Origin of the sequence: Pseudomonas sp. Marseille-Q1929 (assembly GCF_017316265.1) — a bacterium.
In the GTDB taxonomy this organism is placed as follows: domain Bacteria; phylum Pseudomonadota; class Gammaproteobacteria; order Pseudomonadales; family Pseudomonadaceae; genus Aquipseudomonas.
The window spans coordinates 73,354-89,062 of sequence record NZ_JAFLWU010000008.1 but is presented as its reverse complement, the minus strand read 5'-3'; the positions used below and the strand labels follow the sequence as shown (position 1 = coordinate 89,062).

The 15,709-nt window shown below is 62.0% G+C and carries 18 protein-coding genes; 9 read left to right on the top strand and 9 right to left on the bottom strand.

Annotated elements, in window-relative coordinates; genetic code table 11:
• Positions 1-91 precede the first annotated feature (91 nt).
• Genes J1G37_RS12010 through J1G37_RS12000 form a run of 3 tightly spaced genes read left to right on the top strand, consistent with a single transcriptional unit; the run spans position 92 to position 2,677 of the window.
• On the top strand, positions 92-790 hold the full coding sequence (locus tag J1G37_RS12010) for a CoA transferase subunit A (protein ID WP_003190329.1): 699 nt from the start codon (positions 92-94) through the stop codon (positions 788-790).
• Positions 791-824: 34 nt separating this feature from the next.
• Positions 825-1,484 carry a CoA transferase subunit B gene (locus J1G37_RS12005; RefSeq protein ID WP_017736560.1) on the top strand — a complete coding sequence of 220 codons (660 nt, stop codon included), beginning with the start codon at positions 825-827 and terminating at the stop codon, positions 1,482-1,484.
• 11 nt (positions 1,485-1,495) lie between these two features.
• Positions 1,496-2,677, top strand: coding sequence for an acetyl-CoA C-acetyltransferase (locus J1G37_RS12000; protein ID WP_207041910.1), 1,182 nt, complete (start codon positions 1,496-1,498; stop codon positions 2,675-2,677).
• Between the two features lie 103 nt (positions 2,678-2,780).
• Here the strand turns inward: J1G37_RS12000 and J1G37_RS11995 are convergent, their stop codons facing one another.
• Positions 2,781-3,191 (bottom strand): PaaI family thioesterase, encoded by a 411-nt coding sequence (locus J1G37_RS11995; protein WP_207041909.1) that lies wholly within the window; start codon positions 3,189-3,191, stop codon positions 2,781-2,783.
• Between the two features lie 159 nt (positions 3,192-3,350).
• Between J1G37_RS11995 and J1G37_RS11990 the strand changes: the two genes are divergently transcribed.
• Positions 3,351-4,136: a DUF4349 domain-containing protein gene (locus J1G37_RS11990; RefSeq protein WP_207041908.1), complete on the top strand. Its 786-nt coding sequence runs from the start codon at positions 3,351-3,353 to the stop codon at positions 4,134-4,136.
• A 1-nt stretch (position 4,137) separates the two neighbouring features.
• Here the strand turns inward: J1G37_RS11990 and J1G37_RS11985 are convergent, their stop codons facing one another.
• Positions 4,138-5,223, bottom strand: coding sequence for a DUF1615 domain-containing protein (locus J1G37_RS11985; protein WP_207041907.1), 1,086 nt, complete (start codon positions 5,221-5,223; stop codon positions 4,138-4,140).
• A 140-nt stretch (positions 5,224-5,363) separates the two neighbouring features.
• On the opposite strand from J1G37_RS11985, the gene J1G37_RS11980 reads away from it, so the two are divergent.
• Entirely contained in the window at positions 5,364-5,978 is a 615-nt protein-coding gene (locus tag J1G37_RS11980; protein ID WP_207041906.1) for a LysE family translocator, read from the top strand.
• A gap of 44 nt (positions 5,979-6,022) precedes the next feature.
• On the opposite strand, the gene hemB is transcribed toward J1G37_RS11980, so the two are convergent.
• The 3 genes from hemB to J1G37_RS11965 all read right to left on the bottom strand — a co-directional run bounded on the left by hemB (position 6,023) and on the right by J1G37_RS11965 (position 8,658).
• Entirely contained in the window at positions 6,023-6,997 is a 975-nt protein-coding gene (gene hemB / locus J1G37_RS11975) for a porphobilinogen synthase (protein WP_207041904.1), read from the bottom strand.
• 116 nt (positions 6,998-7,113) lie between these two features.
• Entirely contained in the window at positions 7,114-7,956 is an 843-nt protein-coding gene (locus tag J1G37_RS11970; RefSeq protein ID WP_207041903.1) for a PhzF family phenazine biosynthesis protein, read from the bottom strand.
• 3 nt (positions 7,957-7,959) lie between these two features.
• Complete coding sequence (locus tag J1G37_RS11965; protein WP_124525187.1) at positions 7,960-8,658, bottom strand: glutathione S-transferase N-terminal domain-containing protein; 699 nt, start codon at positions 8,656-8,658, stop codon at positions 7,960-7,962.
• 251 nt (positions 8,659-8,909) lie between these two features.
• On the opposite strand from J1G37_RS11965, the gene J1G37_RS11960 reads away from it, so the two are divergent.
• Entirely contained in the window at positions 8,910-9,611 is a 702-nt protein-coding gene (locus J1G37_RS11960) for a histidine phosphatase family protein (RefSeq protein ID WP_207041902.1), read from the top strand.
• Between the two features lie 57 nt (positions 9,612-9,668).
• Here the strand turns inward: J1G37_RS11960 and J1G37_RS11955 are convergent, their stop codons facing one another.
• Complete coding sequence (locus J1G37_RS11955; protein ID WP_017736550.1) at positions 9,669-10,418, bottom strand: TerC family protein; 750 nt, start codon at positions 10,416-10,418, stop codon at positions 9,669-9,671.
• 28 nt (positions 10,419-10,446) lie between these two features.
• Positions 10,447-10,692, bottom strand: coding sequence for a hypothetical protein (locus J1G37_RS11950; RefSeq protein ID WP_124525191.1), 246 nt, complete (start codon positions 10,690-10,692; stop codon positions 10,447-10,449).
• A 134-nt stretch (positions 10,693-10,826) separates the two neighbouring features.
• Between J1G37_RS11950 and nhaR the strand changes: the two genes are divergently transcribed.
• Entirely contained in the window at positions 10,827-11,729 is a 903-nt protein-coding gene (nhaR, locus tag J1G37_RS11945) for a transcriptional activator NhaR (protein WP_017736548.1), read from the top strand.
• A gap of 4 nt (positions 11,730-11,733) precedes the next feature.
• Here nhaR and J1G37_RS11940 read toward each other — a convergent pair whose 3' ends face one another.
• On the bottom strand, positions 11,734-12,891 hold the full coding sequence (locus J1G37_RS11940; RefSeq protein WP_207041901.1) for an MFS transporter: 1,158 nt from the start codon (positions 12,889-12,891) through the stop codon (positions 11,734-11,736).
• A gap of 240 nt (positions 12,892-13,131) precedes the next feature.
• Between J1G37_RS11940 and sstT the strand changes: the two genes are divergently transcribed.
• Positions 13,132-14,352 carry a serine/threonine transporter SstT gene (sstT, locus tag J1G37_RS11935; RefSeq protein ID WP_207041900.1) on the top strand — a complete coding sequence of 407 codons (1,221 nt, stop codon included), beginning with the start codon at positions 13,132-13,134 and terminating at the stop codon, positions 14,350-14,352.
• 63 nt (positions 14,353-14,415) lie between these two features.
• Here the strand turns inward: sstT and J1G37_RS11930 are convergent, their stop codons facing one another.
• Positions 14,416-14,925: a DUF1993 domain-containing protein gene (locus J1G37_RS11930; RefSeq protein ID WP_124525195.1), complete on the bottom strand. Its 510-nt coding sequence runs from the start codon at positions 14,923-14,925 to the stop codon at positions 14,416-14,418.
• A 115-nt stretch (positions 14,926-15,040) separates the two neighbouring features.
• On the opposite strand from J1G37_RS11930, the gene J1G37_RS11925 reads away from it, so the two are divergent.
• On the top strand, positions 15,041-15,691 hold the full coding sequence (locus tag J1G37_RS11925) for a DUF480 domain-containing protein (RefSeq protein WP_207041899.1): 651 nt from the start codon (positions 15,041-15,043) through the stop codon (positions 15,689-15,691).
• Positions 15,692-15,709: the final 18 nt, after the last annotated feature.

Below are 15,709 nucleotides of genomic sequence, written 5' to 3'. Positions count from 1 at the left end.
TCAATCAACCATAAAAAACAACTTAACAAATCAATCCCGCAGCGCAACACTCGGTTCATTGGCTGGCCCACAAACAATAAAAGAGGTGCATATGGCAGGTTTCGATAAACGCGTGGCGTCCTATGAAGAAGCGCTGGCAGGCCTGGAAGACGGCATGACCGTGCTCTCCGGTGGTTTTGGCCTGTGCGGCATTCCGGAAAACCTCATCGCCGAGATCAAGCGCAAAGGCACCCGCGACCTGACCGTGGTTTCCAACAACTGCGGCGTCGATGGTTTTGGCCTGGGCGTGCTGCTGGAACAAAAACAGATCAGCAAGGTGATCGCGTCCTACGTCGGTGAAAACGCGCTGTTCGAGAAGCAGTTGCTCAGCGGCGAGATCGAAGTGGTGCTGACCCCCCAAGGCACCCTCGCGGAAAAAATGCGCGCAGGCGGCGCCGGCATTCCGGCCTTCTTCACCGCCACCGGCGTCGGCACGCCCGTTGCCGAAGGCAAGGAAACCCGTGAATTCAAAGGCCGCCCGTACCTGATGGAAGAGTCCATCACCGGCGACTTCGCCATCGTCAAAGGCTGGAAAGCCGACCACTTCGGCAACGTCATCTATCGCCACACCGCCCAGAACTTCAACCCGCTGGCCGCCACTGCCGGCAAGATCACCGTGGTCGAAGTCGAGGAAATCGTCGAACCGGGCGAGCTGGACCCGGCGCAGATCCACACCCCTGGCATCTACGTCGACCGGATCATCTGCGGCACGTTCGAGAAGCGCATCGAACAGCGCACCGTACGCAAATAATCCGCCTCCAGCCCGAACAATAAGGACTCAGAACATGGCTCTTACCCGCGAACAAATGGCTCAACGCGTCGCCCGCGAAATGCAGGACGGTTTCTACGTCAACCTCGGCATCGGCATCCCGACCCTGGTGGCGAACTACATCCCCGACGGCATGGAAGTGATGCTGCAATCGGAAAACGGCCTGCTGGGCATGGGACCGTTTCCTACCGAAGACACCATCGATGCCGACATGATCAACGCCGGCAAACAGACCGTCACCGCGCGCATTGGCGCATCGATCTTCTCCTCCGCCGAGTCCTTCGCGATGATTCGCGGCGGCCACGTCGATCTCACCGTGCTCGGCGCCTTTGAAGTGGACGTACAGGGCAACATCGCCTCATGGATGATCCCCGGCAAGCTGGTCAAGGGCATGGGCGGCGCCATGGACCTGGTGGCCGGCGCGGAAAACATCATCGTGATCATGACCCACGCCTCCAAGGACGGTGAGTCGAAGCTGCTCAGCCAGTGCAGCCTGCCGCTGACCGGCGCGAACTGCATCAAGCGTGTGCTGACGGACCTGGCGTACCTGGAAATCGAAAATGGCGCTTTTGTCCTCAAGGAACGCGCACCTGGCGTCAGCGTTGAAGAGATTGTGAGCAAGACCGCCGGTAAACTGATCGTCCCGGACCACGTTCCAGAAATGCACTTCCAGTGAGGACAGATTCCATGCAAGACGTCGTGATTGTTGCTGCCACCCGCACCGCCGTGGGCAGCTTCCAGGGTTCGCTGGCGAATATCCCGGCACCGGAACTGGGCGCCGCCGTGATCCGTCGCCTGCTGGAGCAGACCGGCCTCGACCCCGCCCTGGTCGATGAAGTAATCCTCGGCCAGGTCCTCACCGCAGGCTCCGGCCAGAACCCGGCGCGCCAGGCTTCGATCCTCGCCGGCCTGCCCCATGCGGTGCCGAGCCTGACCCTCAACAAAGTCTGCGGCTCCGGCCTCAAGGCCTTGCACCTGGGCGCCCAGGCCATTCGCTGCGGCGATGCCGAGGTGATCATCGCCGGCGGCATGGAGAACATGAGCCTGGCCCCCTACGTACTGCCCGCCGCGCGCACCGGCTTGCGCATGGGCCACGCCAAGATGATCGACAGCATGATCACCGACGGCCTGTGGGATGCGTTCAACGACTACCACATGGGCATCACTGCCGAGAACCTGGTGGACAAGTACAGTATCAGCCGTGAAGCCCAGGATGCGTTCGCCGCTGCGTCTCAGCAAAAAGCCGCGGCAGCGATCGAAGCCGGACGCTTTGCCGACGAAATCACACCGATCCTGATCCCCCAGCGCAAAGGCGACCCGGTGGCCTTCGCCGTGGACGAACAGCCCCGCGCCGGTACTACCGCCGAGTCCCTGGGCAAGCTCAAGCCGGCGTTCAAGAAAGACGGCAGCGTCACCGCCGGCAACGCCTCCAGCCTCAATGACGGCGCCGCTGCAGTGCTGCTGATGAGCGCCGACAAGGCCAATGCCCTCGGCCTGCCGGTACTGGCGCGCATCGCCAGCTACGCAAACGCCGGCGTTGACCCGGCGATCATGGGCATCGGCCCGGTTTCGGCGACGCGTCGCTGCCTGGACAAAGCCGGTTGGAGCCTGGGCGACCTGGACCTGATCGAAGCCAACGAAGCCTTCGCCGCGCAAGCGCTGGCGGTGGGCCAAGAGCTGGAATGGGATGCGGACAAGGTCAACGTCAACGGCGGCGCCATTGCCATCGGCCACCCGATTGGCGCCTCAGGCTGCCGCGTGCTGGTGACGCTGCTGCATGAAATGATCAAGCGTGATGCCAAGAAAGGCCTGGCGACGCTGTGCATCGGTGGCGGTCAGGGTGTGGCGCTGGCTCTCGAACGTAGCTGATTGGCAAGAGCACTATTGAAAAGGCCCGGTTCCACGAAAACCGGGCCTTTTCTTTACCCGCTCTATCTGAATGAACACAGCTCCCACATTAGATCTCCACAGGTCAGTCAGTTCTGGGCACCGCAAACACCGCATTCGCCCGCACCACCACCTTATCCCCCACTTGCACGCTCACCGTGGCAAACGCCATCTGCCGCCCGCGCTTGTGATGCTCCAACTTCACCACCATCCACTCCCCCACCTGCACCGCGCCCAGGTAGTCCAAGGTCATGCTCGCGGTAATCAACGGCAGCGGCGGTTCGCTGGAAAAGGCCATGGCATACCCCATGCCGACATCCGCCAAGGTCGCCAACACCCCGCCATGCACGGTGCCGCGCCCGTTCGCATGACGATTGTCGGCACGCAGGCCGATCTCCAGTTGCAAGCCTTCACCCCGGCAGTACGCCGGGCCCAACAAGTCGAGCAGCGGGCTGCTGCGGGGCAGTGAAACAAAACCTTCGGGGACAGCGATCATGGCGGGTTCTTCCTTGGAGTCAGGCCTGAGGTGTACTCCAGCCCGTTTGCGCCAGCCATCACCATCAGCCACGCAAATCCTGCACGATGCTTTGCGTTAATCCGCCAGACCCGCTTTAATCGCCGTCCAAAATTTCCCCGCACTTCCCAAGGAACCGCAATGCGCCATCTGGACGGCAAAGCCACACCGCTTATTTTGATCTTGCTCGCAGGCCTGACCCTCGCCGGTTGCTCGCCCAAGGATAACTCCCGCGCACGGGCGATCAACGGCGAACAAAGCCAGGCTGGCGCGCAATTGGCCTATGAGCACGAACTGACCCTGGCCCTGCCCGGCGCCCTGCTCGCGCCGCGTATGCAGGCCACGCGCGAGGCCTGTGAAACGGCACGCTTTGGCGCCTGCAACATCCTCGGCATCACCGAAGACGGCAACGGTGGCGAGATCATCCTGCGCATCGCGCCCACCGGTGTGGAGCCGATGGTCGCCATGGCCACGGAAGGCGGCACACTGGGCCAACGCATCACCACCGCCGAAGACCTGGCCGACGCCGTCGCCGATGTGCGTCGCCGCCAGGATCGTCTGCAAGCCCAGCAACAGCGTCTCGATGAGTTGGCCAAGCGCAAGGACATCACCGTCAGCGACTTGATCGCCTTGAGCAAAGAGCAAGCCACCATCGAAAACGAATTGCAGGAACTGGCGCAGGTCTCTGCCAACCAGCAACGCCGTCTCGACACCAACCGCGTGACCCTGAACTTCCGCTCTTCCGACGGCGCGAACCAACCATCGCGTTTCAGCCGCATGTTCAGCAACCTCGGCGACAACCTGGTGAACGGCACCGCCGACGCCCTGGAACGTTCCAGCTATGTGCTGCCTTTTGTGATCCTGGCGTTCCCGGTGGTGTGGTTGTGGGTGTGGCTGTGGCGCCGGTTTATCAAGCGCCGCAGCTAAATCAGCGCTTCATGCAGCGCTGATAACGCTCATCCACGCGCTTGGCAAACCACGCCGTGGTCAGGTTGCGGGTGATCTTCGGGCTCTTGAGCACGATGCCCGGCAGGATCGCCCGTGGCATCGGCTTGCCGGCCGCTTGGTCAGCCAGCGCAAACACGCGTTTGTAGAGGGTGGTGTCTTCAAAGTCCAACTGCTCGCCCTGCTCCAACTGGCTGCGGATGCTGGGGTTGCGCATGTCCAGCTTCGCGCCCAGTGAGCGCACCGCCAGCTCGGTGGTGCCGGGCAGCAACGAGCCGTAGCGAATCAGATCCCCATCCAGCGCCAGCTCGGTGCCAGAGGCGCGGCTGACCGCCGCCTGGAAGGCCGCGTTACGGCTGGCGTACCAGCCTGCGTTGAAGTCGGCGAAGCGATACAGCGGTTGATCGTAGCTCACCGGGTAACCGAGCAAGTGGGCGATGCCAAAGTACATGCCGCCACGGCGGGTGAAGACTTCGCGTCGGATCGTGCCATCCACCGTGTAGGGATAACCCCGTGCCTGTTTCTGCGCGAACTCGATGCTGACTTGCATGGGGCCAGCGGTGTGTACGGGGTTGAAACCGCCAAACAAGGTGTTGCCCAGCGGTACCATGCTGATGAAATCATCGAAGATACCGCTCAAGTCCTTCTCGGTGCGCGCGGCATTCAGGCGCTCGGCGTAGGACTTGCCGGTAGGCGAACGCAGTTGCAACGTGGTACGCACCACCACGGCTGGCACATACACCTTGGCGGCGCGGCGCAGCATTTCGTCCTGGGCGATCTTGCCCATGTTCGGCACGGGCGGGTCGACCTGATAAGTGGACTCCTGCTCGGTCACCGCCAGCACCGCGCAGATGTTCTCGGTGCTCGGGTAGATCTTCTGGGTGTCGAAGGCCGTGTAGATGTCCTGGGCCCAGCCCTTGCGATCCGCCACGGTCGCCGGCAGCAGGCGCACGATCTGCGCCTTCACCTCGGCTTCGTCGCGCTCCGGCTGCTGCGGGCCGCGCGCGGTGGAGCAACCGGCCAATACCAGTAACGGAGTGATGCACAGGATCAAGCGGCGTAGGGGCATGGGTGCTTCCTTGAATAACGACGGACCGGGCATATCGACCGGTAAGTGTAACCAGGGTTCGCTGACCGGGTGCGCTCGCCAACCCGCGTCTATCGTGACAGGATCTGACATCGACCATTCCTACACGGAGTTTGAATGCCATGCTCAGCCTGAACTTTCTTGTCACTTGCCTGATTGTCGTACTGATTCCCGGCACCGGGGTGATTTTTACCGTGTCCACCGGCCTCACTGCCGGCAAGCGCGCCAGCCTGTTCGCCGCGCTGGGCTGCACCGCCGGGATCATCCCGCATCTGCTGGCCTCGATTCTCGGCCTGTCCGCCCTGCTGCATACCAGTGCGTTGGCGTTCGACCTGCTCAAGTACGCGGGTGTCGCCTACCTGCTGTATGTGGCATTCGCCACCTGGCGCGATCGCTCGGCCTTTGCCGTCAGTGACACGCCCGTGCTTGCCAGTGCCCGCAGCCTGATGTTGCGCGGCCTGCTGATGAACATTCTCAACCCCAAGCTGACGATTTTCTTCCTGGCCTTCCTGCCGCAGTTCGTCGCGCCAGGCAGCACGGCGCCTACCGTGCAGATGCTGGTATTGAGCGGCGTGTTCATGGCCATGACGTTTGCGGTGTTCGTGATGTATGGCCTGCTGGCCAATGTGTTTCGGCGTGCGGTGATCGAGTCACCACGGGTGCAGAACTGGCTGCGTCGCAGTTTTGCGGCGGCCTTTGCGGGGCTGGGGTTGAATCTGGCGTTTGCGCAGCGCTGATCTTGGTGGGAGCCAGCTCCCACACAAAACCAGCGCCTACATCTTTAGATCCCGGCCAGGGCCAGGTCCATCGCAAAGTAGGTGAAGATCAAATCCGCACCGGCGCGCTTGATCGAGCCGAGGGTTTCGCGCACCACGCGGTCCTCATCAATTGCTCCCGCCTGGGCGCCGAACTTGATCATCGCGTACTCACCGCTCACCTGGTACGCCGCCACCGGCAAGCGCGAGGCTTCGCGGATGTCGCGGATGATGTCGAGGTAGGCCCCGGCCGGCTTGACCATCAGCGCATCCGCACCTTCCTGTTCATCCAGCAGCGATTCACGCACGGCTTCGCGGCGGTTCATCGGGTTCATCTGGTAGCTTTTGCGGTCGCCCTTGAGCGCACTGCCGCCAGCCTCACGGAACGGACCGTACAGCGCCGAGGCGAATTTGGTGGAGTAGGCCATGATCGGAATGTGGGTGAAACCGGCATCATCCAGGGCGCGGCGGATCGCCTGGACCTGGCCGTCCATCGCCGCCGACGGTGCGATCACATCGGCGCCGGCGCGGGCAGCGGCCACGGCTTGCTTGCCGAGGTTGACCAGGGTCGCGTCGTTATCGACGTGGGCGCCGTGCATCACGCCGCAGTGGCCGTGGTCGGTGTATTCGCAGAAGCAGGTGTCGGACATCACGACCATCTCCGGCACGGCGTCCTTGATGATCGAGGACATGCGCGAAACCAGGCCACGCTCCTTCCAGGTGTCGCTACCGCTGGCGTCCAGGTGGTGGGACACGCCAAAGGTCATCACCGACTTGATGCCGGCGCGGGCATAACGCTCGATCTCGGCGGCCAGTTTCTTCTCCGGGATACGCTGCACGCCCGGCATGCTGGTGATCGGCACGAAGTCATCGATTTCTTCTTCGACGAAAATCGGCAGTACCAGATCGTTGAGGGTGAACTCGGTTTCCTGGAACAAGCCACGCAACTCCGGGGAGCGGCGCAGGCGACGTGGGCGGGCTTGGGGGAACTGGCTGGTCATGGCGGTCCTGAAATAGGGCTAAAAACTTTGGGGCGAAAGCTTATGCCCACCGGCATAGGCAACACAAACGCCGAGGGCCCAACAGTGTATTGCGAGGCCCGTAACAATTCATTGATCTAGAGCTGTAGACGCCCTGCAATGCACACCGCGACCGCACCGCCCACCCAGATGTCATCGCCCTGGCGCTCGATACGAATGCGCCCCGCACGCCCCATCGCCGTGCCCTGGCTGACCACATAGCGCTCAGGCGCCAAGCCTTCGCCCAGCAGCCATTGGGCGATACCGGCATTCAAGCTGCCGGTGGCCGGGTCTTCCGGGGCGCCATCTCCGGCGATAAAGCCGCGTACTTCAAACTGCGTATCCACCGCGTCACGCACGGGGTCGCAGGGGGCGATCACGCCGACAGCCAAGCCGAGCAACTGCGCATAGTCCGGCTGTAAATTCAGAACCTGATCACGATCGGCCAACATCAGCGCCAGCCAGCCGGCGCCATTGTCGACCCATTGGCTGCGCACAACGTCTTCGGCGCTCAAGCCCAACCCCTGGCACACACGCGCCAGCACAGGCGACTCCACCGGACCTGCGCGCAATAGTGGCGGCGCAATAAACGCCAGTTCATCGCCCTGGCGGCGCACGCGTACCAGGCCAATTTCGCACTCCTGGATGATGTCCTCGCCCTTGGGCACACCGCCTGCTTGCAGCCATGCATGGCATGAGCCCAACGTCGGGTGCCCGGCGAACGGCAGTTCCTGCACGGTGGTGAAAATTCGCACCCGGTAGTCCGCACGGGGATCACGGGGTGCCAGCAAAAACGTGGTTTCACTGAGGTTGGTCCAGTTGGCGAAATCGGCCATCTGCTGGTCCGTCAGGCTGTCAGCGCCCAACACCACCGCCAGGGGGTTGCCCTTGAGCGCGACGCTGCTGAAGACATCCAGTTGTTTGAAATCAAAGGTCGGCATGGGTCAGCTCGGAATATTCAGGCCACGGATCACCGCCGGCCGGGCGACAAAGCCATCCAGCGCGCGCAGCACATTCGGGAAGTCGGCGATGCCCACCAAGTCGCCAGACTCGTAGAAGCCGATCAGGTTGCGAATCCATGGAAAGGTGGCGATGTCGGCAATGCTGTAGTCGTCGCCCATGATCCAGGTGCGACCCAGCAGGCGTTTTTCCAACACGCCCAGCAAGCGCCGGGATTCAGCGGCGTAGCGGTCGCGCGGGCGCTTGTCCTCGTAGTCCTTGCCGGCGAACTTGTTGAAGAAGCCCAACTGGCCAAACATCGGGCCGATACCGCCCATCTGGAACATCAGCCATTGCAGGGTTTCGTAGCGGGTGGCCGGGTCTTCGGACAGCAACTGGCTGGTTTTCTCGGCGAGGTAGATCAGGATCGCGCCGGACTCGAACAGCGCCAGCGGCACGCCACCCGGGCCATCGGGGTCGATGATCGCGGGGATCTTGTTGTTGGGGTTCAGGGACAGGAACTCGGGGGACAACTGGTCCTGGGTGTCGAAACTGACCTTGTGCGCCTCGTAAGGCAGGCCAAGTTCTTCGAGCATGATCGAGACTTTTACCCCGTTGGGCGTGGGCAGCGAGTACAGTTGCAAGCGCTCGGGATGCTGCGCGGGCCATTTGCTATTAATCGGGAAGGCGGCGAGTGGGTTCATCGGGAAATCCCCTGAGCAGAAAGCCCACATGATAGTCATCTGCCTGGTGTCCTGCATGGGTCATCAATGCGCAACATCCGCGGCTTATTATCCCGCGGGGGCGAACCAATACGCCCTTGGGCACTCTTAAGTGCGCTTTAACGGTGAATGGAGGCACCTTGCTATAACGACAGGAAAACCGCAGGACGCCCTGGGCGTCACTGGGGCCGGGCGTGTCGGCCCTCACCCGATGCACTGAAGACTCTAGACCAATGACAATCAAGCCTCTGTGCCTTGCGCAACGCCTGAAACGCTATTCATACATCATGTTGCCGCTGTTGCTGGTGGGCGGCGCCATCGGCCTGACCCTGGAATCGCGCACCAGCCGTGCCGAACAAGCCGACGGCGTGCAAACCCTGGTGTTCCTGCGCCACGGCGAAAAACCCGCCGGCGGCCTGGGCCAACTCAATTGCCAGGGCCTGAACCGGGCGATGAACCTCGCCACAGTACTGCCGGAAAAATTCGGCAAGGCCAACTTTGTGTTCGCCGCCAACCCGACGCGTAATGTCGAGGAAGGTGAGTTCGATAATTCCTACAGCTACATTCGCCCATTGATGACCATCAGCCCCAGCGCCATCAAGCTCGGCCTGCCGGTGAACATCAAGTTTTCGGCGAACGACACCAGCGCCCTCGCCGACGAGCTGGTGGAAGACAAGTATCACAACTCCATCATCTACACCGCGTGGTCCCACGGTTACCTGCCGGAGTTGATCAACAAGGTGGCGAGTGAAGCGGTCGGCGAAAAGCACACCATCACAGACGACTGGTCCGGTAGCGACTACGACACCCTGTATGTGCTGACGCTGACCTGGCACAACGGCAAGGCCTCGCTGCTGAGCCGCAACTACAAGCAAGGCTTGAACAACGGCGAAGAGTCCTGCCCGGAGCCGACCCAGGTCAGCGCCGAATCCTGAGCACAAAAAAGGCCGGCTGCGCTCCTGGGAGCGCAGCCGGCCTTTGTGTTTCAGCGATTACTGCCGGGCAGCAAGCAAACGCTTATGACGGTTGCGTCGGGCGATGTTCAAGCACTCGATCGCCGCCGAGAACGCCATGGCCGCGTACACGTAGCCTTTCGGTACATGGGCGCCGAAGCCTTCGGCGATCAACGTCATGCCGATCATGATCAGGAAGCCCAGGGCCAACATCACCACGGTCGGGTTATCGTTGATGAACTTGGCCAGCGGTTCAGCCGCCACCAGCATCACGATCACCGAGGTCACCACGGCAATAATCATGATCGGCAAGTGCTCGGTCATGCCCACGGCGGTAATGATGCTGTCGATGGAAAACACCAGGTCCAGCAACAGGATCTGCCCGATGGCCGCCGCGAAACCGATGGCCACTGTATTGCCGACGCTGGCCTTCTCCTCGGGCTCCGGGTCCATGCTGTGATGGATCTCGGTGGTGGCCTTCCACACCAGGAACAGGCCGCCGGCGATCAGGATCATGTCCTTCCACGAGAACGCCTGGCCGAACACTTCAAACACCGGCGCCGTCAATTGCACGATGAACGCGATGGTGCTCAACAGGCCCAGGCGCAACACCAGCGCCATGCTGATGCCGATGCGCCGCGCCTTGGCCCGGTGCTGCTCGGGCAATTTGTTGGTGAGGATCGAAATAAAGATCAGGTTATCGATGCCCAGCACGATCTCCATGACGATCAAGGTCGCCAGGGCGACCCAGGCGGTGGGGCTGGCGGCCAGTTGTAAAAGGTAATCCATAGGTCAGTCCTGACGTTGTGCTGGGGAATTAGGTTTCTTTGGTGTCGGAAGCTTCTTCAGCTTCATCTTCTTGCTTCTCAGGCTTGATCAAGCCCTGTGTCGCTTCACTCAACGCCTGCTCGGCGGCCTTGTGGGTGTCGTCGATCGCTTGCTTGGCCGACTCGGTGGCCTTGCCCAACACCTGCTGCGCGCTTTTTTCGACCTGATCACAACCGCTGACCACTACCAATGAAAGCGCAAGCAACGCTGCCGTGCCCAGGGAATTGAGTTTCATGATGTATTCCTCGTTAGAACCATTGGGTCCAAGTAGTGGCCCCGCGATAGCGAGGCATTCTATGCAGGTGAACAGTTCAGGAAAATTCGTATTTTTCTCGCGTATACTTCGGTTTTTACGAAGTGATAGCGCGCATGCTCAATTACCGACAACTGCATTACTTCTGGGTCGTGGCCAAGACCGGCAGCATCGTGCGCGCCTGTGAGCAACTGAACCTCACGCCCCAGACCATCAGCGGGCAGATCAGTCTGCTGGAGCAAACGTTCGGTATCGCGCTGTTTCAGCGGGTCGGCCGCCAGTTGGAACTGACCGAGGCCGGGCGCCAGGCCCTGCCCTACGCCGAGCAGATGTTCCAGACCGGCAATGAATTGGAGGCGATGCTGCGCGCCCAGCCCAATGAACAGCAGATCGTGTTTCGCGTCGGGGTGGCGGATGTGGTGCCCAAATCCATCGTCTACCGGCTGATTGCACCGACCATGGAGCTGAGCGAGCCGATCCGCATCACCTGCCGTGAAGACAAACTCGAACGCCTGCTGGCCGACCTGGCGATCCAGCGCCTGGACCTGGTGATCTCCGACAGCCCCATGCCGACGCACCTGGACATCAAGGGCTACAGCCAGAAGCTGGGCGAATGCGGCATCAGTTTTTTCGCCACCCAGGCGCTGGCTGACCGCTATGGCGGCGATTTCCCACAGTGCTTGCAGGGTGCGCCGCTGTTGATTCCGGGGGCGGAGACGGTGGTGCGCAGCCGTTTGCAGCGTTGGTTTGCCGAGCAGCAGATCCAACCCAAGATCATTGGCGAATTCGACGACAGTGCGTTGATGCAAGCATTCGGCCAATCCGGCAGCGGGATCTTTATCGCCCCCAGCGTGATTGCCGATGAAGTGGTGCGCCAGTACGGCGTGGCCTTGATCGGCCAGACCACGGCGGTGACCGAGTCGTTCTACGCGATCTCGGTAGAGCGCAAGGTCAAGCATCCCGGCATTGTGGCGATTACCGAAGGGGCAAGGCGGGAGTTGTTCACCGCCCTGCCCTGACGTTTCAGGCGCTGGCTGCGACCGGTTGCTTGGCAGTCATCAGCCACAGCGCCAGCAGAATCGACACCAGGATAAACCCGGACGCCGCAAACCCCAGGCTACCCAGGCCGAGGGTGTCGATCACATGCCCGCCGACCAGCGCGCCCAAACCAATCCCCAGGTTGGCCCCGGCGATATTCAGCGACGCCGCAAACGCCGGCGCGTGGGGCGCGGCTTTCATCAGGCGTACATGGCTGACGAGGAACATCGCCGCCTGGGTCACGCCCCACACCGCCATCGCGGCCGCCAGGCCAATGGTGGAGTGAATCGCCGGCACCAGCGCCACCATGCCCGCAATCATGAACCCGCAGAACACCATGGACGCAATCAACGGATGGCGATCCACCGCGCGCCCGCCCAATGAATTGCCGATCAGGCCGACTGCACCGAAGCCCATCAGGCACCAGCCCACCAGCGTGCCGTCAAAGCCGGCCAGGCGCTCGAGGATGTCCGCCAGGTAGGTGTAGGCGGTGAACATGCCGCTGAACACCAGGATCGACAACAGGATATGGCCCTGCATCAGCGGGTTGCGCAGGATCTTGAACTGCGCGCGCAGCGACACCTGGTCGTTCTTCGGCCGGGTCACCGGCAGGTAGATAAACAGCAGCAACGCCTTGGCCAGCGCCACGACCGCGAGGATGGCAAACGCGCTGCGCCAGCCGAACATATCCGAGATCAGCGTACCCACCGGAATGCCGAACACCGTGGCGCACACGATGCCGAAGCCGATCTTCTCGATGGCGCGCCCGGCGAATTCCGGGCCGACGATATCCACCGCCGTTTCACTGGCCAGCGCCCAGAACACCGGCAAGCCCAGCGCCGGGATCAACCGCGCCAGGGCCATCACCCAGATATTCGGCGCAAGCGCAGCCACGGTATTGGCCAACCCGAACAGGATCAGGATACTGATAAACAGGCGCTTGCGTGGGAAACGTGCGCAGTAGGCCGTGAGAAATGGCCCGAATGCCGCGACGGTAAACGCGAACAAGGTCACCAGCAGCCCGGCTTGGGACACGCTGACATGCAGGTCCCGGGCGATGGACGGCAGCAGGCCGACAATGACGAATTCTGTGGTCAGCACGGTAAAACCGGCGGCCGACAGCAGCAGGATGGGGAACAGCATGAAAACTCCAGAAACGACGACAGCAACGACAGCCCAAAGGGCCCGCTGACAGAAAGGAAAGGTGAGAGGGGAGAATCTTAACAGAGTATGTCTGGCTTTGCCGAAGCCCTACAGGCGCGGGTGACGGAATGCCGCAGCGCCAGGGAGCTTTCCTACAGCATGCTAGACTCCGCGCCTGCTTCCTACAGCCTTTTCTGCCTGCAATGCTGCGCCCTACTAAAAAATCAGAGACAACTGTTTATGACTGCTGCCCCTTCCCTGCTCCAGCGCCTGACACGCGTCAGCCTGGTTACACAAATTGTCATCGGTTTGATCGCCGGCATTCTGCTCGCGCTGTTGGCGCCCCAAGCGGCCCAAGCCACCGGGTTTATCGGCAAAGTGTTTGTCGCCGCACTCAAGGCCGTGGCGCCGATCCTGGTGTTTGTGTTGGTGATGGCGTCGATCGCCAACCATAAACACGGCCAGGAAACCCACATCAAACCGATTCTGTTCCTCTACCTGCTGGGCACCTTTGCTGCCGCCGTGGTGGCGGTGATTGCCAGTATGTGGTTCCCGTCCTCGCTGGTACTGATTACCCATGACGCCGCCGTCAGCGCCCCCGGCGGTATCGGCGAAGTGTTGCAAAGCCTGCTGTTGAGCGTGGTCGACAACCCGGTCAGCGCGCTGATGAACGCCAACTTTATCGGCATCCTGGCCTGGGCCATCGGCATGGGCATCGCCATTCGCCACGCCGGTGAAACCACGCGCACCGTGCTGGACGACCTGTCCAACGGCGTGACGTTGATTGTTCGGGTCGTGATTCGCTTCGCGCCCCTGGGCATTTTCGGCCTGGTCGCCTCGACCCTGGCCACCTCCGGTTTCGGCGCCCTGCTCGGTTATGCGCACCTGTTGGTGGTGCTGATCGGTTGCATGCTGTTTGTGGCCCTGGTGATCAACCCGGCCATCGTGTTCTGGAAACTGCGCCGCAACCCCTACCCGCTGGTGTTGATGTGCCTGCGCGAAAGCGGCATCACCGCGTTCTTCACCCGCAGTTCGGCGGCGAACATCCCGGTTAACCTGGCGTTGAGCAAGCGCCTGGGCCTGCATGAAGACACCTATTCGGTGTCGATCCCGCTCGGTGCCACCATCAACATGGCCGGCGCCGCCATCACCATCACCGTGCTGACCCTGGCCGCCGTGCACACCCTGGGCATCGCCGTCGACCTGCCGACCGCCGTGCTGCTCAGCGTGGTCGCCGCGATCTGCGCCTGCGGTGCTTCGGGCGTGGCCGGTGGCTCGCTGCTGCTGATCCCGCTGGCGTGCAGCCTGTTTGGCATCCCCAGCGAGATCGCGATGCAGGTGGTTGCGGTCGGTTTCATCATCGGCGTGTTGCAGGACTCGGCGGAGACTGCGCTGAATTCGTCCACCGATGTGCTGTTTACCGCTGCCGCATGCCTGGGCAAAGAAGAACAGCCGGCCTGACCTGCGCGCACAAAAAAGCCGGGGCGGTTCTTGAGTGAACCGCCCCGGCTTTTTTGTGGCGGCTTAGAACGCGCCCATGTAGTCGCGCTTGCCCACTTCCACACCGTTGTGACGCAGCAGCGCGTAGGCGGTGGTGACGTGGAAGAAGAACTGCGGCAGGCCGTAGGTCAGCAGGTAGGACTGGCCGCTGAAGCGCTTCTCTTTCGGCGTGCCTGGACGGGTGATGATCTCGATGCCTTCCTTGCCGTCGATCTGCTCAGGCTTGATGGTGTCAACAAAGGCCAGCACCTTGGCGATCAAGGCTTGCAGGTCAGCGAAGGTTACTTCGCCATCTTCGTATTTCGGCACTTCGATCTCGGCCAGGCGCGCGGAAACGCCCTTGGCGAAGTCCACGGCGATCTGCACTTGGCGCACCAGTTGGAACATGTCAGGGAACAGGCGCGCTTGCAGCAGCGCGTTCGGTTCGATGTTCTTGGCGGTGGCGTGGGCTTCGGCCTTGGTCAACACACCGCTCAGGGCGGTGAGCATTTGCTTGAAGACTGGGATGGAAGCGGCGTACAGGGAAATGGTCATGGCAGTCTCATGGTTATGGCACGGTTTGAACAGGCGACGATTATAGACCGCCCGCTCGCTTGTCTTTTATTTTTTCCGGCTTACGCTAGGCACTTCACTGCATAGGGAAAGCGCGATGACCGCCGAGCACGACACCGACACCCCTGAGCCGCGCCTGAACAGCACGGAAATCCGCATCCTGGGCTGCCTGATCGAAAAACAGGCGACCAACCCGGAAACCTACCCCCTGACCCTCAACGCCCTGGTGCTGGCCTGCAACCAGAAGACCAGCCGCGAGCCGGTGATGAACCTCAGCCAGGGCCAGGTCGGCCAGAGCCTGCGTGTGCTGGAGGGCCAAGGCTTTACCCGCCTGGTGATGGGCAGCCGCGCCGACCGCTGGGAGCATCGCGTGGACAAGGCGCTGGAACTGGTGCCGGCCCAGGTGATCCTGATCGGGCTGCTGTTCCTGCGCGGCCCGCAAACCGTCAATGAACTGCTGACCCGCAGCGGACGCATGCATGACTTTGAAGATGCCGAGCAGGTGGTGCATCAGCTGGAGCGCCTGATAGCGCGCGGGCTGGCGCTGCTGGTGCCGCGCCAGGCGGGGCAGCGGGAAGATCGCTATACCCATGCGCTGGGGGACCCGGCGGATATTGAGGTGATTATGGCGGCGCGGGGTAATCCGGTGGAGCGTGGGAGCGGCGGGGTATCAGCCGAGCGCATCGAGGAGCTGGAAGCTCGGATTGCCGCACTGGAAGAACGCCTGACTCAGCTGGAGCAGGCATAACCCAATCCAAAATGTGGG

What these genes read in the sequence shown, in the direction of transcription:
- J1G37_RS11955 (WP_017736550.1), bottom strand. Translation starts at nt 10,418, where the DNA reads ATGGATTACCTTTTACAACTGGCCGCCAGCCCCACCGCCTGGGTCGCC.
- J1G37_RS11995 (WP_207041909.1), bottom strand. Translation starts at nt 3,191, where the DNA reads ATGATCGCTGTCCCCGAAGGTTTTGTTTCACTGCCCCGCAGCAGCCCG.
- J1G37_RS12005 (WP_017736560.1), top strand. Translation starts at nt 825, where the DNA reads ATGGCTCTTACCCGCGAACAAATGGCTCAACGCGTCGCCCGCGAAATG.
- J1G37_RS11990 (WP_207041908.1), top strand. Translation starts at nt 3,351, where the DNA reads ATGCGCCATCTGGACGGCAAAGCCACACCGCTTATTTTGATCTTGCTC.
- J1G37_RS11980 (WP_207041906.1), top strand. Translation starts at nt 5,364, where the DNA reads ATGCTCAGCCTGAACTTTCTTGTCACTTGCCTGATTGTCGTACTGATT.
- hemB (WP_207041904.1), bottom strand. Translation starts at nt 6,997, where the DNA reads ATGACCAGCCAGTTCCCCCAAGCCCGCCCACGTCGCCTGCGCCGCTCC.
- J1G37_RS12010 (WP_003190329.1), top strand. Translation starts at nt 92, where the DNA reads ATGGCAGGTTTCGATAAACGCGTGGCGTCCTATGAAGAAGCGCTGGCA.
- J1G37_RS11930 (WP_124525195.1), bottom strand. Translation starts at nt 14,925, where the DNA reads ATGACCATTTCCCTGTACGCCGCTTCCATCCCAGTCTTCAAGCAAATG.
- J1G37_RS11965 (WP_124525187.1), bottom strand. Translation starts at nt 8,658, where the DNA reads ATGAACCCACTCGCCGCCTTCCCGATTAATAGCAAATGGCCCGCGCAG.
- nhaR (WP_017736548.1), top strand. Translation starts at nt 10,827, where the DNA reads ATGCTCAATTACCGACAACTGCATTACTTCTGGGTCGTGGCCAAGACC.
- J1G37_RS11985 (WP_207041907.1), bottom strand. Translation starts at nt 5,223, where the DNA reads ATGCCCCTACGCCGCTTGATCCTGTGCATCACTCCGTTACTGGTATTG.
- J1G37_RS11950 (WP_124525191.1), bottom strand. Translation starts at nt 10,692, where the DNA reads ATGAAACTCAATTCCCTGGGCACGGCAGCGTTGCTTGCGCTTTCATTG.
- J1G37_RS11960 (WP_207041902.1), top strand. Translation starts at nt 8,910, where the DNA reads ATGACAATCAAGCCTCTGTGCCTTGCGCAACGCCTGAAACGCTATTCA.
- J1G37_RS11940 (WP_207041901.1), bottom strand. Translation starts at nt 12,891, where the DNA reads ATGCTGTTCCCCATCCTGCTGCTGTCGGCCGCCGGTTTTACCGTGCTG.
- J1G37_RS11925 (WP_207041899.1), top strand. Translation starts at nt 15,041, where the DNA reads ATGACCGCCGAGCACGACACCGACACCCCTGAGCCGCGCCTGAACAGC.
- J1G37_RS12000 (WP_207041910.1), top strand. Translation starts at nt 1,496, where the DNA reads ATGCAAGACGTCGTGATTGTTGCTGCCACCCGCACCGCCGTGGGCAGC.
- J1G37_RS11970 (WP_207041903.1), bottom strand. Translation starts at nt 7,956, where the DNA reads ATGCCGACCTTTGATTTCAAACAACTGGATGTCTTCAGCAGCGTCGCG.
- sstT (WP_207041900.1), top strand. Translation starts at nt 13,132, where the DNA reads ATGACTGCTGCCCCTTCCCTGCTCCAGCGCCTGACACGCGTCAGCCTG.